Source organism: Streptomyces olivaceoviridis (assembly GCF_014650115.1).
Classification (GTDB): Bacteria; Actinomycetota; Actinomycetes; order Streptomycetales; family Streptomycetaceae; genus Streptomyces; species Streptomyces olivaceoviridis.
The window spans coordinates 44,319-57,069 of the sequence record NZ_BMUI01000041.1 but is presented as its reverse complement, the minus strand read 5'-3'; the positions used below and the strand labels follow the sequence as shown (position 1 = coordinate 57,069).

Sequence of the window (12,751 nt, the reverse complement as noted above, 5' to 3'; positions counted from 1 at the left end):
CTCGACCTGCCCAAGAGCGTCAGGATCACCTACGCGGTGTACGCGGACCACATCCACAACCGGGAGCTGCTGCTGCGGCACACCGGAGACCTCTTCGGCAAGATCCGTGAGGGGAGGCTGCGGATCGACGTCAGTGAGCGCTACCGGCTGGGCGCGGCCGCTCAGGCACACGCGGACATCGAGTCGCGGCGTACCTCCGGCAAGCTGCTGCTCGACCCGAGCCGCTGAACCGCCGGCCGCCCATCGCGCGAGCCCACCACCGGCCACACCCAGAGAGAGCCAGATGAAGACGCACCGGATGCCGCTGAACGACGGCACGACAATCCCCCAGCTCGGGTTCGGAGTCCTGTTCGTGCCCGACGACGAGACGGAAGGCGTCGTCGGAACCGCCCTCGACGTCGGCTTCCGGCACATCGACACCGCGCAGCTCTACCACAACGAGGCCGGGGTGGGCCGAGCGCTCGCCCGCTCCGGCCTGCCCCGCGACGAGCTGTACGTGACGACCAAGCTGCACAACGGCTACCACGAGCCGGCCCGGGCGAAAGCCTCACTTGCCGAGTCCCTGGAGAGACTCGGTCTCGACCACGCGGATCTGTTCCTCATCCACTGGCCCCTGCCGACCCTCTACGGCGGCGACTACGTGTCGACGTGGCAAGCGCTGATCGAGCTGCGGGAGGAAGGTCTGACGACCTCCATCGGGGTCTCGAACTTCGAGCCGGACCACCTGGACCGGATCGTCGCGGCCACCGGTGTCGCCCCTGCGGTCAACCAGATCGAGGTCCATCCGTACTTCGCCAACAACACCGCCCGGCAGGCGACGCGGCGGCACGGCGCGCTGGTCGAGGGCTGGTCGCCGATCGCTCGCGGTGCCGTCCTCGACGACCCGGTGATCACCGAGATCGCGCGTGCGCGCGGTCGTACCCCGGCTCAGGTGGTACTGCGCTGGCACGTGGAGCGCGGCGACATCGTCTTCCCCAAGTCCGCGAACCGCGCGCGCATGGTGGAGAACCTCGGCGCCACGGAGTTCGTCCTCAGCCCGGAGGAGAGAGCCGCGATCGACGCACTGGACCGCGGCGAGTCCGGACGCACCGGCCCGCATCCCGACACCCTGGACATCGTTCCCGACTGAGACGCGCCGTGCCCCGCCGTGCGGCGGGGCACCCGGGAACGACAGGACGCCGGCCCTCCGTGAGCCGGTCTCTTCGCGGAGAGGTGTCCGTCCCGCGCACCCGGGCGGGGCCCGTGGCACCGCTGGCGCAGCGGGCGGACGGACCTCACCCCCGGCCGTGCCGGGTGGTGCGGCCGGTTCGGTTCACGTTCGGGCGCGTCCCGCCAGGGGGCACCGGTCCGGGTCCGCCACCGTATGCCGTCTGTCAACTGCCGCCGCGTGCACACCTGCGGACGACCCGGCTTGATGCCCCGCGGCAGCAACGGCTCCAGCCTGGCCAGGGCCAGGGCCAGGCGGTCGACGGACGAGTCCCGGCCCCGGCGCCTGACCGCGGCCTGTTGGATCCGTCTCAGAGGTTGGCCACTCCGTCAGCACAGACCGCAGACAGCGGCGGCGCGGGGCCGGATTCACTTCGCGGCGTGCCCGCGGACCGTGTCGCGGAAGGCGATGGGGCTCTGCCCGGTGCGCTGGTGGAAGTACTTGCTGAAGTGGGTCGCGCTGGAGAAGCCGAGGCGGGTGGCGATGCGGGCGGCTGTCTGGTCACTGTGGGCCAGGAGGCGCTTGGCCTCCAGGATGACGCGGCGGTCGATGAACTCCTTGGCTCCGAGGCCGGCGGAGGCGAGGGTGGCCCGGGAGAGGGTACGGGCCGAGTAGCCGAGGGCCTCGGCGTAGTCCTCGACCCGGCGGGTGCGGGCGAACTCCCTTTCCACGGCGTCGCGGAAGTTCAGGTAGGTGGCGTCGGGTTCGGGTGCGGGGCTGCCGACGGGGGCGGTGAGGTGGGCCAGGCGCAGGACGAGCACGGCGAGCAGATGGCGCAGGGCCGCGGTGTGGATCTCCAGGGGCAGGTGCCCGAGCGCGTGGAACTCGGCGGTGAGGTGGTCGGCGGCCAGCCGCAGGGCTGCGGCGTCATCGGGCAGGGGGCGGCGCAGGACCGGTGCGTGCGGGTCTTCTATGCGGGCGCCGGCGGTGGTCACGGGGTCGAGGAAGTCCTGGCGGAACAGGATCAGGGTCCCCTCGGCGTGGGTGAGGTCGCCCCACTGCTGGACCTGGCCGGGGCGGACCCAGAGCCATGAGCCGGGTTCGAGGGCGTAGGCGGTGAAGTCGACCGTGTGCCAAAGGGGCCCGCCGGTGAGGGTGATCAGGTGGTGGAAGTCCGGTCGCTGAGGGGCCGTGAGCCGCTCGGCGGGGACCCGGAGGCGCAGCTCGGCGAGGGACAGCACTTCGACGCCGGCCGGGGTGCCGGCGGGCGCGGCGAAGGAGACCTCCGGGATGTCACGCTCGGCAGCATGTCGGTTTTTGACCATAGTGAGTCGCCAGCGTATCTGATTCCGGCTGTTCATCGGCTCTAGCTTGGAGGTGTCAGCTCGTCCGAGCTGATTCGATGTCGGAAAGTAGTAAGAGGGGAGGAGGGTGGTGCCTTCGGTGGAGCGCGTCTCGCTGACGTACGCCTTCGACGCGTACTGCGCCTGGTGCTACGGCTTCGGCCCGGCACTGAGGGCCTTCGCCGAGGACAACGCGCACCGCGTCCGGCTCGGCGTCGTCTCCGCCGGCCTCTACACCGGTACCAGGGCGCTGCCGGTGGCGGCCTATCCGCACCTGCCGGCCGACCGGCGCCGGATAGAGCGGCTGACCGGGGTCGTCTTCGGCGCGGGCTACGCCCGTGCGCTCGCGCGGGGCACGGCCGTGCTCGACTCCGTCGCCGCCGCGGCGGGGCTGGCCGCGCTGCGCGAGTCGCCCGGCATCAGCGGACTGGACGCGGCCGAGGCCGTGCAGCGGGCGTGGTTCGTCGACGGCCGCAGCCTGTCCGACGCCACCGTCTACCGGGACGTGGCCGACGAGCTCGGCGGGGACGCCGACGCCGTGACCACGGCATACGCGTCACCGGCCTGCCGGGCGAAGGCACACGCCGACTTCCACGAGCTGCGTCGGCTGGGCGTCACCTCCTATCCGACGCTGCTGCTGCACACCGCACACGGCGCCGACCAGATGGGCGGCGCGGCCTCCACGGCCGCCTCGCTGACCGCCGCACTCGACCAGCGCCTCACCACCGCCTTCCCAGCCCCTCCGCACGATCCGCCCCCGCAGGGAGAACCGTCATGAGCAACGCCAAGAACACCGTCCTGACCGCCGCCGGTGAGCTGTTCGGGAAGAAGGACCCCAGCGCGGTGGACCGCTGGGTCGCCGCCGAGTACCGCCAGCACAGCGCCCTGGCCGCCGACGGACCCGAGGCCCTGCGACAGCTGGTCGCCGGCCTGCCGGAGGGCTTCCGTTACGAGGGCGCCCGGCTGATCGCCGACGACGACCTGGTCGCCCTGCACGGCACCTACCACGGCTTCGGCCCCGACCCGCTGGTCGCCTTCGACATCTTCCGCGTCGACGCCGACGGCAAGCTCGCCGAGCACTGGGACGCCCTGACCCCGCTGGTCGAGAACACCGCCTCCGGCCGCTCGCAGACCGACGGCCCCACCGAGCCGGCCGACCTGGACAAGACCGAGGCCAACCGCGCCCTGGTCCTTGAGTTCGCGGAGAAGGTCCTCAAGGGCGCCGACTACTCGGTACTGACCGACTACATCTCGACCGAGACCTACCACCAGCACAACCCGGAAGCGGCCGACGGCCTCGCCGGCTTCGGCGCCGCCGCCGCGAAGTGGGCCGAGCACGGCAAGAACCTCGTCTACAAGACCGTCCACAAGGCCATCGCCGAGGGCGACTTCGTCCTGCTCCAGTCCGAGGGCGAGTTCGGGGTCCCCGTCGCCTACTACGACCTCTTCCGCGTCCAGGACGGCAGGATCGTCGAGCACTGGGACGTCATCGCGCCCGTGCCCGCCGAACTCCCGCACTCCAACGGCCTGTTCTGACACCGGCCCGGCGCCGGGAAGGCAGCGCGCGGCAAGTGAACTCGCCTGGCAGGCGACCGCCGCGCCGCCGGACTCCGCACCGGAACCCTCGAACCCGGCTGAAGGCGCCGACCACACCGCCGTGCCCCACCGGCCCGCGGGCGAGGGCCGGCGGTGCGCTGTTCGGCAGGCCCGTCCCCCCACCCGCAACGCGCCCACTGCCCGGAGGAACCGTGTACGCGACCGTACTGCCGCTGGCCGCCTACCGCGCCGCCATCGACCTGGAAGAGCCGTTCCGCTCCACCACCGGCCGGGACCCGGCAGCCCGGCCCGCCGCCCTGGTCCGCGAGGCGCTCGACCTGCTGGCCGACGATCCGGCGGCGCGACGGGCCGGGCTGCGGCCCGGCTGCGCGGACCGGCTCGACGATCCCGCCGCCCGGCGCCTGCTGCGCGCCGTGCTGACCGTCCGGGAGCCCGACCCCCTGCCCACCGGGACCGCTCGCGTGCTGGACGTGCTCCTGTCCGGTGAACGCCTGGCGCGCCCGACGGTCGACGCCGCCTCGCTGCCCACCCTGCGCGACACGCATCCCCACACCCCGTACCGGGCCGCCGACCGTACGGCGCTGTGGCAGGGCGACATCACCACCCTTCAGGCGGACGCCGTCGTGAACGCGGCCAACAGCGCCCTGCTCGGCTGCTTCGCCCCGATGCACCCGTGTGTCGACAACGCCATCCACACCGCGGCCGGCCCCCGCCTGCGCGCCGACTGCCACACGATCATGACCCGGCAGAGCCACCCGGAGCCGACCGGCACGGCCAAGATCACCCGCGGCTACCACCTGCCCGCCCGCTACGTCCTCCACACCGTCGGCCCCATCGTCGACGGCCCCCCGCACACGGGCCACGAGCAAGCGCTGGCGGCCTCGTACCGCGCCTGCCTCGACCTCGCCGCCGACATCGACGGCCTACGCACCGTCGCGTTCTGCGGCATCAGCACCGGCGTCTTCGGCTACCCCAGGACGCCCGCCGCCCGCACGGCCCTGGCCACCGTGGCCGACTGGCTCGACCACCACCCCGGACGGCTGGACCGCGTGGTCTTCGTCGTGTACGCGGACGACGACCACGCCGCCTACACCCGCGCACTGACCGGAGGAACCCCACCCCGATGAACCGTCCCGCCTTCGACCTGCGAGCCACCGCCGGCACGATACGCGCCTGGCTCACCGAGGCCGACCGCGTCCTGGTCACCGCCGGCGCCGGCCTGAGCGCCGCCGCCGGATACGACTACGGCGACGAGGACCGCTTCCGCGTGCTCTTCCCGGCCCTGCACCGCGCCGGCCTGCGCTCCCGCTACATGGTGGGCGTCCCCCTGCCACCGGCCCTGCTGTGGGGCTACTGGGCCGTCCACATCGACGACATCCGCTTCACCGCCGCCCCCAACCCGCTCTACCGGCGACTGCGCGCCCTCGTCGGCGACAAGGACCACTGGGTGATGACGTCCAACGTGGACGGCCTCTTCGCCCGGAGCGGGTTCGCCCCCGACCGGATCTTCACCCCGCAGGGCGACTACGGCCGCTACCAGTGCGCCACCCCCTGCACCCCCACCACCTGGGACAGCCGGCCCCTCGTCGCGCGGCTCCTCGCCGCCTACGACCCGGCCACCGGAGCCGTCACCGACCCCGACGCCCTGCCCCGATGCCCGAACTGCGGCGGCGAGGCCGAGATCAACGTCCGGATCGGCCCCCGGTTCGTCGACACCCCCTACCTCCCCGCGGCCCGCCGACTCCAGGACTGGCTGGGCACGGCCCCCGCCGGAACCCGCCTGCTGATCCTGGAGTTCGGCGCCGGATTCAACACCCCCGGTGTCATCCGGTGGCCCGGTGAAGACCTCACGCGCCGATTCCCCCGGGCGCGCCTCGTACGCGTCAACCCCGCCCACCCCGGCACCCCCGCCGAACTCGCCGACCGGGCCCTGCCCGTACCCGCCGACGCCCACCGCCTGCTCGACGCACTCGCCGCGCCACACCCGGCGCCCAACCCCACGACGTTCCAGGATCAGGCGCCTTCCGGTTCGGGTGCGGCTGCGAACCGCTGAGGGTGGACTGGCGGGCGGTATCGCGGAGTTGGCGGGCCGGGGTGGCGGCGCCCCCGCAGTATGGTTCTCTTCGCCCCGCGGGTTGTCAGTGCCACGCAATCCGGTTGTCAGTGCCACGCAATAAGGTGTCAGGGCATGGCCCGTTCCCCCACCGCCTCCACCCCGGCCCGCCGCCCGCCCCACCCAGCTGAAAAGAGCAGACCCCGCCGTGTTCCACGAGACCCCCATCTACAACCGCCTCGTCGCCGAACGCGGCGACGTCCCCGCCCAGGTGCGCGGTGAAGCCGACCGCATACACCACCACCTGGCACAGGTGATACGCCCGCACGCACCCCAGAACGCTCCCGGCCCGGGGCTCGCGCACGCCGCCCCCCAAGCTCCGGGACACGGCAGGCCGGCCATCGCGCCGTACACCGCGCCGTGACGCCGGGGAGGCCGGCCCGGCCGGCCGCCTGAACGGCTCGGCGAGGCGGCCTACCGACGCCCCCCGCCTCATCAGGAACGGCCGATCCCGACCCCGTCGATCACCCAGTACCAGTTGTTGCCGCCGGTGTAGCGGAACCGGACCCGGGCGCTGGTGGCGCCCGCGGGCACCTGGAGGGCGATGGTCTCGGTGCGCGAGGACACGTCGGTGGTGTACGTCCGCACGCTCGACGGGGTGCCGCCGTCGTAGGAGACGAGGACCTCGCCCTTCTGCGGGGCCTCGTGCCGGTAGTAGGTGGTGTACGTCAGGACGGCCGTGCCGCCGCCGGTGACCGGGTAGGCCGGGCTGACCAGGGTGGAGTCGAAGGTGCCGGTGAACGCCTTGTCGGCCCACTCGTCGCCGTCGGCGACCGCGAAGACGTCGCGGGCGCGGATGTTGCACTCGCGGTTCTGGTCGCGCTGGGCCTGGGTCCAGAACTCGTCGGTGGTGAAGGACCAGCCGCGCCACTCGGTGACCCCGCCGCCGCCCATCGCCGAGTTGTCGACGGACCAGCCGGGCGGCGGGGTGTGGGTGAACCCGACGGTGGCGGCCGGGACGCCCGTCTCGTCCACGCGGGTCGCCAGTGTGCCGCGCAGGGCGTCGAAGTCGTCCGGGCCGGGTTGCTGGACGGGGCGGCCGTCCAGCCCCCAGGCGGGGTCGAGGGAGACGCCGAGGTGGACGAGGGCGGAGGCGGCGACGTCCGGCATCTTCACGTCGTACCGGACCGATCCGGGCGCGAGCGTCGGGCCGGTGGCGATCAGGAACGTCTGCCGCTCCTGGAGGGTCGAGCCGCCGTGGCCGCCGGCGTCGGTGTGGCCGTGGTCGGCGGTGACCATGATCAGCCAGTCTTCGGCGGCGTACGTCGGCCGGGCCTCGACCGCGGCCACGATCTGCCCGACCTGGGCGTCGGCGCCGTGGATGGCGTCCAGGTACTGCTGGGAGGCGGCGCCGTAGGTGTGACCCGCGTGGTCGATGTTGTCGAGGTGCGCGAAGACCGCGTCCGGGTTTCCGTCACGGAGCCGGGCGACGGCGCGGGAGGCGGTGCCGGTGTCGTACTCGGCGCTCGGCGTGGAGACGCGGGTGTCTACCTTCGCCGAGAACACCGTGTCGGTGATCGGCGCCCAGGAGGCGACGGCGTACGTCGACAGGGCGGGCTTGGCGGTCTCGGCGCGGGTGAGGAAGTCCGGGTACTGGGTGAAGCGGGCGCCGGTGAAGGCGTTGTCCTTGACGTTGTGTTTGTCGGGCCAGACACCGGTGATGATCGTCGACCAGCCGGGGCCGGACAGGGTCGGGGCGAGCGGGTTGGCGTAGATGCTGCTGGGCGCGGTCAGACCGGCGCTCATCAGGGCGTCCAGGTGCGGCGCGTCGGCGTCCTTGATGCGGCTGAGGAGGGCGCCGTCCAGGCCGATGACCAGCACCTTCGGGGTACGGGTCGCGGCCTGGGCGACGGTGGCGAGCGGCCCGGCGGACGCGGCCACGGCGGCGGAGACGAGGAAGGAGCGACGGGAGAGACGGGGCACGGAGACCTCCGAAAGGAGTGGGGTGGGCGTGCGGGGAGGGAGAGCGGTCATGCCACCGCCCCTGGTGGTGCCAGGGGCGGTGCGGTGCGGGCGACTCCGCGAGGGGCGCGGGGCCGTGACCGGCACACGGTTCCGCCACGCGGGCGCGACCCGCCACGACGGCGGGAGGTGTGCGGCTGCGCCCCCGGGGGGTTCAGCTGCCGGTCGCCGACTTCCAGTCCTCGACGTACGCGCTGAGGTTCTCGTCGATGTCGTTCCAGTCGGGCTCGAAGACCTCGATGCCGTCCATCAGCCGGGCCAGGGCGGTGGCGTTGGCGTCGGTGGCCTTGACGTCCCGGCGGGCGGGGAAGCCGCCGCCGATCGCGCTGACCTCCTCCTGCTGCTCGCGGGCGAGCATGAAGTCCAGCAGCTTCCGGCCGTTGGCGCTGTGCGGGGCCTTGGTGACCAGCCCGGCCGCGTACGGCAGGGCGAAGGTGGTGGGCTTGCCGTCGGGGCCGGCGGGGAACCAGATGCCGAGATTGGGCATGGTCTTGGTCTGCGCGTGGTTCATCTGCACATCGCCGTTGGCGACGAGGAGTTCGCCCTTGTCCACCTTGGGGGCGAGCTTGCCGGTGGAGGCGGACGGGCCGACGTTGTTGGCCTGGAGCTTCTTCAGATAGGCGAGGGCCTGCTCCTTGCCGCCGAAATCGTGCATGGCCTTGACCAGTACGGCCGTTCCGTCGCCGGCGACGCCCGGGGTGGAGTACTGGATCTTGTTCTTGTAGCGGGAGCCGAGCAGTTCGTCCCAGGTCTTCGGGGGCTGCTTCAGCTCCTTCTTGTTGTAGACGAAGCCGAAGTAGTTGTTGACGACCGACGTCCAGGTGCCGTCGGGGGCCTTGTCGGCGCCGGCGACCTGATCGGCGCCGGCCGGTGCGTACGTCTGGAGCAGGCCCTTGCCGGCGGCCTGCTGGATGAACGGCGGAAGGGTGACCAGCACGTCGGCCTGCGGGTTGCCGCGCTCGCGGACGGCGCGCTGCACCATCTCGCCGGAGCCGCCCTCGACGTACCTGACCTTGATGCCGGTCTGCTTCTCGAAGTCCTCGAAGACCTGGTCGTACCAGCCGTCGCCGTTCTCGCCCTTGAGGCCGTCGGCGCTGTAGACGGTGACGGCCTCGGCGTCGGAGGCGGCGGAGGAGCCGCCGCAGGCGGACAGCGCGGGCCCGGCGAGGAGGGCGAGGACCACGGCGAGCGGGACGCGGTTTCTGGGCATGGTGAGGTGGACTCCTGGCGTGCTGGCGGGGGAGTGTTCGGGGTTCAGCGGTACGACGCCCGGGTGCGGACCCGGGAGACGGCGAACAGGACGAGCAGGGTCGCGGCCATCAGGACCACGGCGGCGGCGGACCCGGTGAACAGGGCGCCCCGGTCGGTGGCCGCGTAGACCAGGACGGGCAGCGGCGTCCAGTCCGGCGGGTAGAGCATCATCGTGGCGCTCAGCTCGCCCATGGACAGCGCGAAGCAGAGGCCGGCGGCGGCGGTCAGCGAGGGCAGCAGCAGCGGCAGCCGCACCCGGAACAGGACGCGGGCGGGCCGGGCGCCCAGGGAGGCGGCGGCCTGTTCGTAGGCCGGGTCCAGGCGGGTGAGGGCGGCCGACACCGACTGGTGCGCGAACGCGGTCACCAGCACCGTGTGGGCGGTGATCACGATCCACCGGGTGCCGTTGAGCAGCAGTGGCGGCTGGGAGAACGCCACCAGGACCGCGAGGCCCACCACCACCGACGGCACGGCGACCGGCAGCACGAACAGGGCGTCCAGCACGCGGCGGTGGCGCTTCGTCAGGGCCGCCCCGGCCAGCGCGGCCCAGGTGCCGGCGGTCAGCGCCAGCAGGCTGGCGGCGACGGCCGTGACCAGGCTGGTGGTCAGCGCCTGGAGGGCCTCGCCCCGGGTGGCGGCGCGGTAGTGGTCCAGGGTCGGACCGGAGGGCAGGGCGCCGGACCAGTGGGTGGCGGCGGAGGCGCCCAGGACGACCAGCAGCGGCAGCGCGAACAGCGGCAGGAACAGCACCAGGAACACCGCCCACACGGCCCACCTGGCCTTGCGGCTATGCACCAGCACGACGGCTCACCACCCGGTACAGGCCGTACAGGCCCACGGAGATCAGGACGTTGACGACGGCGACCGCGCAGGCGCCCGGGTAGTCGGACTCCAGGATCGCCTTGCCGTAGACGAGCGTCGGCAGGGTGGTGACCCCCTTCGCGCCGGTGAACAGCACGATCCCGAACTCGTTGAGGCACAGCACCAGGACGAGGCTGCCGCCGGCCGCGAGCGCCGGCAGCGCCTCGGGCAGGATCACCTGCCGGACGATCCGGGGCGCGCGGGCACCCAGCGAACCGGCCGCCTCCAGCTGGGCGGTGTCGAGCTGCGCGAACGCGGCGAGCAGCGGGCGCATCACGAACGGCGTGAAGTAGGTGACCTCGGCCAGCAGCACGCCCCAGGGCGTGGTGAGGAACTGGAAGGAGCCGACGATGCCCGTGCCGCCGTAGACGAACAGCAGCGCCAGCGTGATGAGGAAGGACGGGAAGGACAGGTACACGTCGATGAACCGTGCCACCGCCTTCGCCCCGGGGAACGGTACGAACGCGATGACCAGCGCCAGCAGGAACCCCAGCACCAGACAGCCCGCGGTCGAGGCCGGCGCCAGCCACACAGTGGTCCACAGCGCGTGCCGGAACCCCTCGGAGGCGAAGACGTCGGCGTACGGCCGGAGGGAGGTGCCGCCGGTGTCGGGCCGGAAGGACTGGCGGACGACCAGGGCGAGGGGGTAGAGGAAGAAGAGGGCGAGGGCGACTACCGGAGGCAGGGCCCAGGCAAGTGCCCCGAAGGGGCGCGGGGAACCGCGCGACCAGCCACGAGCCACCCGCGGACTCTCGACAGCCTCAGCCATGGCTGACCCCCGCGGGCAGCAGCACCGCGTCCTCGGGCTCGAAGCTCAGGGTGACCTGGTCCCCGTACCCGGGTGGGTCCTTGAGCTCGCGTACGTCGGCCATCACCGTGTGCCCGTCGACCTCGACGTACAGCCGGTGCGTGGCGCCGCGCCACTGGATCTCCCGTACGGTGCCCACGAGCCGGTTGGGTCCCTCGCCCAGCCCGACCAGGTGCGGCCGTACGCAGAGCGTGGCCCGGGCGCCCGCGACGACCCCGGCCGTGTCGAGCTCCAGCTCCGTTCCCGCGAAGGACGCACCCTGGGCCGTCACGGTCACCGGGACCAGGTTCGCGCCGCCCACGAAGGAGGCCGTGAACGCGTCGGCGGGCGCCCGGTACAGCTCCTTCGGCGTCCCGCACGCCCGCAGCCGTGCCGTGTCCATCACCGCGATCCGGTCGGCCAGGGTCAGCGCCTCGACCTGGTCGTGGGTGACGTACAGCATCGACACCTCGGGCAACTCGCGGTGCAGCCGGGCGAGTTCCGCGAGCATCCCGGAGCGCAGCCGGGTGTCCAGCGCGGACAGCGGCTCGTCCAGGAGCAGGACCCGTGGCCGGATGGCGAGGGCGCGGGCGATCGCGACGCGCTGCTGCTGCCCGCCGGACAGCTCGCGCGGGTGCCGGCGGGCGTAGCCGGACATGCCGGTCAGTTCCAGCGCCTCGGTGACCCGTCGCCGTACCTCGTCCTTGGGGGTTCTGCGGGCCCTGAGCCCGAAGGCCACGTTCTCGTCGACGCGAAGGTGGGGGAAGAGGGCGTAGCTCTGGACGACCATGCCGATGCCCCGCCGGTACGGCGGCAGGTCCGTCACGTCCTCGCCGCCGAGGTACACCCGCCCGGACGCGGGCCGCGCGAACCCGGCGACGGCCCGCAGCGCGGTGGTCTTGCCGGATCCGGACGGCCCGAGGAGCGCCATGACCTCTCCGGGCTCGACGGTCAGGTCGAGGGAATCGAGGACGACGTTGCCGTCGTAGGCGACCGTGACGGAGTCGAAGCGGATGCCCATGTCAGCGGTCTCCGGCGAGCAGGCCGGGCAGGGCGGCGACGGAGTCGAGGACATGGGTGGCGCCGGCGGCGGTGAACTCGGCGTCGCCGTGGGCGCCGGTGCGCACGCCGGCGACCAGCCCGGCCCCGGCGCGTACGCCGCTGAGCACGTCGTACGACGTGTCGCCGGCCACCGCGATCTGCCGTACGTCCTCGGCGGCCTTGGTGCGGACGAACGCCTCCAGCACCATGTCCGGGTACGGCCGCCCGCGCCCGCCGGCGTCGGCCGGGCACAGGGTGAGCGGCACCAGGCCGCGCCAGCCGAGGGCGTCCAGGACGGCGTCCTGGGTGACCCGGGCGAAGCCGGTGGTGAGGACGACGGTACGGCCGCCGGCGGTCAGTTCCTCGATGGCCTCGCGGGCTCCGGGGACCGGGGTGACCAGGCCCTCGTCGACCAGGGCGCCGTACGCCTTCTCGAAGGCGGTGTTGGCGCGCCGGGCGCGGTCCTCGTCGCCGAAGAGGTGGCGGAAGACGGAGATCTTGGACTCGCCCATGGTGGCGCGGACGTAGGCCAGGTGCTCGGCGTGCTCGGCGGAGCCGGGCTCGACGCCCAGCTCCGCGGCGGCGGCGGCGAAGGCCCGCTCGACCAGACCGCCGTCGGCGACGGTGGTGCCGGCCATGTCGAGGACGACGAGACGGATGTCGGCGGTGACGGGGGTCACGGGTTTCAT

At 72.9% G+C, this 12,751-nt stretch carries 14 protein-coding genes and 1 pseudogene; 7 read left to right on the top strand and 8 right to left on the bottom strand.

The annotated features are described in order from the left end of the window. Together IE273_RS39375 and IE273_RS39370 are read left to right on the top strand one after the other, a co-directional pair. The coding region (locus tag IE273_RS39375) for a zinc-binding dehydrogenase (RefSeq protein ID WP_189819925.1) at window positions 1-228 on the top strand (228 nt) is incomplete at its 5' end. A 55-nt stretch (window positions 229-283) separates the two neighbouring features. After that, window positions 284-1,129, top strand: a complete 846-nt coding sequence (locus tag IE273_RS39370) for an aldo/keto reductase (protein ID WP_189819924.1) — start codon at window positions 284-286, stop codon at window positions 1,127-1,129. 188 nt (window positions 1,130-1,317) lie between these two features. Here the strand turns inward: IE273_RS39370 and IE273_RS39365 are convergent. Next, window positions 1,318-1,440: pseudogene (locus tag IE273_RS39365) on the bottom strand (transposase); the annotation flags it as partial. Window positions 1,441-1,575: 135 nt separating this feature from the next. Next, entirely contained in the window at window positions 1,576-2,472 is an 897-nt protein-coding gene (locus IE273_RS39360) for a helix-turn-helix transcriptional regulator (RefSeq protein ID WP_189819923.1), read from the bottom strand. A gap of 109 nt (window positions 2,473-2,581) precedes the next feature. Here IE273_RS39360 and IE273_RS39355 point away from each other — a divergent pair, with 109 nt between their 5' ends. From IE273_RS39355 to IE273_RS39335, 5 genes are all read left to right on the top strand, one after another. Continuing rightward, the gene (locus IE273_RS39355) at window positions 2,582-3,268 is read left to right on the top strand and encodes a DsbA family protein (RefSeq protein ID WP_229888016.1); all 687 of its coding nucleotides are present in this window, start codon (window positions 2,582-2,584) and stop codon (window positions 3,266-3,268) included. After that, the gene (locus IE273_RS39350; RefSeq protein WP_189819922.1) at window positions 3,265-4,026 is read left to right on the top strand and encodes a nuclear transport factor 2 family protein; all 762 of its coding nucleotides are present in this window, start codon (window positions 3,265-3,267) and stop codon (window positions 4,024-4,026) included. Before IE273_RS39355 ends, IE273_RS39350 begins: the two co-directional genes overlap by 4 nt. Before the next feature lie 212 nt (window positions 4,027-4,238). Beyond that, the gene (locus tag IE273_RS39345) at window positions 4,239-5,174 is read left to right on the top strand and encodes a protein-ADP-ribose hydrolase (protein ID WP_189819921.1); all 936 of its coding nucleotides are present in this window, start codon (window positions 4,239-4,241) and stop codon (window positions 5,172-5,174) included. Next, a complete protein-coding gene (locus IE273_RS39340; RefSeq protein ID WP_189819920.1) occupies window positions 5,171-6,100 on the top strand; it encodes an SIR2 family NAD-dependent protein deacylase in 930 nt (309 codons plus the stop codon). Before IE273_RS39345 ends, IE273_RS39340 begins: the two co-directional genes overlap by 4 nt. Window positions 6,101-6,308: 208 nt before the next feature. Beyond that, window positions 6,309-6,524, top strand: coding sequence for a hypothetical protein (locus tag IE273_RS39335; protein WP_189819919.1), 216 nt, complete (start codon window positions 6,309-6,311; stop codon window positions 6,522-6,524). Window positions 6,525-6,595: 71 nt separating this feature from the next. Here the strand turns inward: IE273_RS39335 and IE273_RS39330 are convergent, their stop codons facing one another. The 6 genes from IE273_RS39330 to IE273_RS39305 form a co-directional block, all read right to left on the bottom strand. Further along, on the bottom strand, window positions 6,596-8,134 hold the full coding sequence (locus IE273_RS39330; protein ID WP_229888015.1) for an alkaline phosphatase family protein: 1,539 nt from the start codon (window positions 8,132-8,134) through the stop codon (window positions 6,596-6,598). 142 nt (window positions 8,135-8,276) lie between these two features. After that, window positions 8,277-9,332, bottom strand: a complete 1,056-nt coding sequence (locus tag IE273_RS39325; RefSeq protein WP_189819917.1) for a 2-aminoethylphosphonate ABC transporter substrate-binding protein — start codon at window positions 9,330-9,332, stop codon at window positions 8,277-8,279. A 44-nt stretch (window positions 9,333-9,376) separates the two neighbouring features. Beyond that, entirely contained in the window at window positions 9,377-10,174 is a 798-nt protein-coding gene (locus tag IE273_RS39320) for an ABC transporter permease (RefSeq protein ID WP_189819916.1), read from the bottom strand. After that, window positions 10,161-11,003 (bottom strand): 2-aminoethylphosphonate ABC transporter permease subunit, encoded by an 843-nt coding sequence (locus IE273_RS39315; protein ID WP_229888014.1) that lies wholly within the window; start codon window positions 11,001-11,003, stop codon window positions 10,161-10,163. Before IE273_RS39315 ends, IE273_RS39320 begins: the two co-directional genes overlap by 14 nt. Beyond that, window positions 10,996-12,042, bottom strand: a complete 1,047-nt coding sequence (locus IE273_RS39310; protein ID WP_189819915.1) for an ABC transporter ATP-binding protein — start codon at window positions 12,040-12,042, stop codon at window positions 10,996-10,998. Before IE273_RS39310 ends, IE273_RS39315 begins: the two co-directional genes overlap by 8 nt. 1 nt (window position 12,043) lies before the next feature. After that, window positions 12,044-12,751 carry a phosphonatase-like hydrolase gene (locus IE273_RS39305; RefSeq protein ID WP_189819914.1) on the bottom strand — a complete coding sequence of 236 codons (708 nt, stop codon included), beginning with the start codon at window positions 12,749-12,751 and terminating at the stop codon, window positions 12,044-12,046.

Coding starts and splice junctions, on each gene's coding strand:
- IE273_RS39370 (WP_189819924.1), top strand. CDS start 284: ATGAAGACGCACCGGATGCCGCTGAACGACGGCACGACAATCCCCCAG.
- IE273_RS39360 (WP_189819923.1), bottom strand. CDS start 2,472: ATGGTCAAAAACCGACATGCTGCCGAGCGTGACATCCCGGAGGTCTCC.
- IE273_RS39350 (WP_189819922.1), top strand. CDS start 3,265: ATGAGCAACGCCAAGAACACCGTCCTGACCGCCGCCGGTGAGCTGTTC.
- IE273_RS39340 (WP_189819920.1), top strand. CDS start 5,171: ATGAACCGTCCCGCCTTCGACCTGCGAGCCACCGCCGGCACGATACGC.
- IE273_RS39330 (WP_229888015.1), bottom strand. CDS start 8,134: ATGACCGCTCTCCCTCCCCGCACGCCCACCCCACTCCTTTCGGAGGTC.
- IE273_RS39325 (WP_189819917.1), bottom strand. CDS start 9,332: ATGCCCAGAAACCGCGTCCCGCTCGCCGTGGTCCTCGCCCTCCTCGCC.
- IE273_RS39315 (WP_229888014.1), bottom strand. CDS start 11,003: ATGGCTGAGGCTGTCGAGAGTCCGCGGGTGGCTCGTGGCTGGTCGCGC.
- IE273_RS39310 (WP_189819915.1), bottom strand. CDS start 12,042: ATGGGCATCCGCTTCGACTCCGTCACGGTCGCCTACGACGGCAACGTC.
- IE273_RS39305 (WP_189819914.1), bottom strand. CDS start 12,751: ATGAAACCCGTGACCCCCGTCACCGCCGACATCCGTCTCGTCGTCCTC.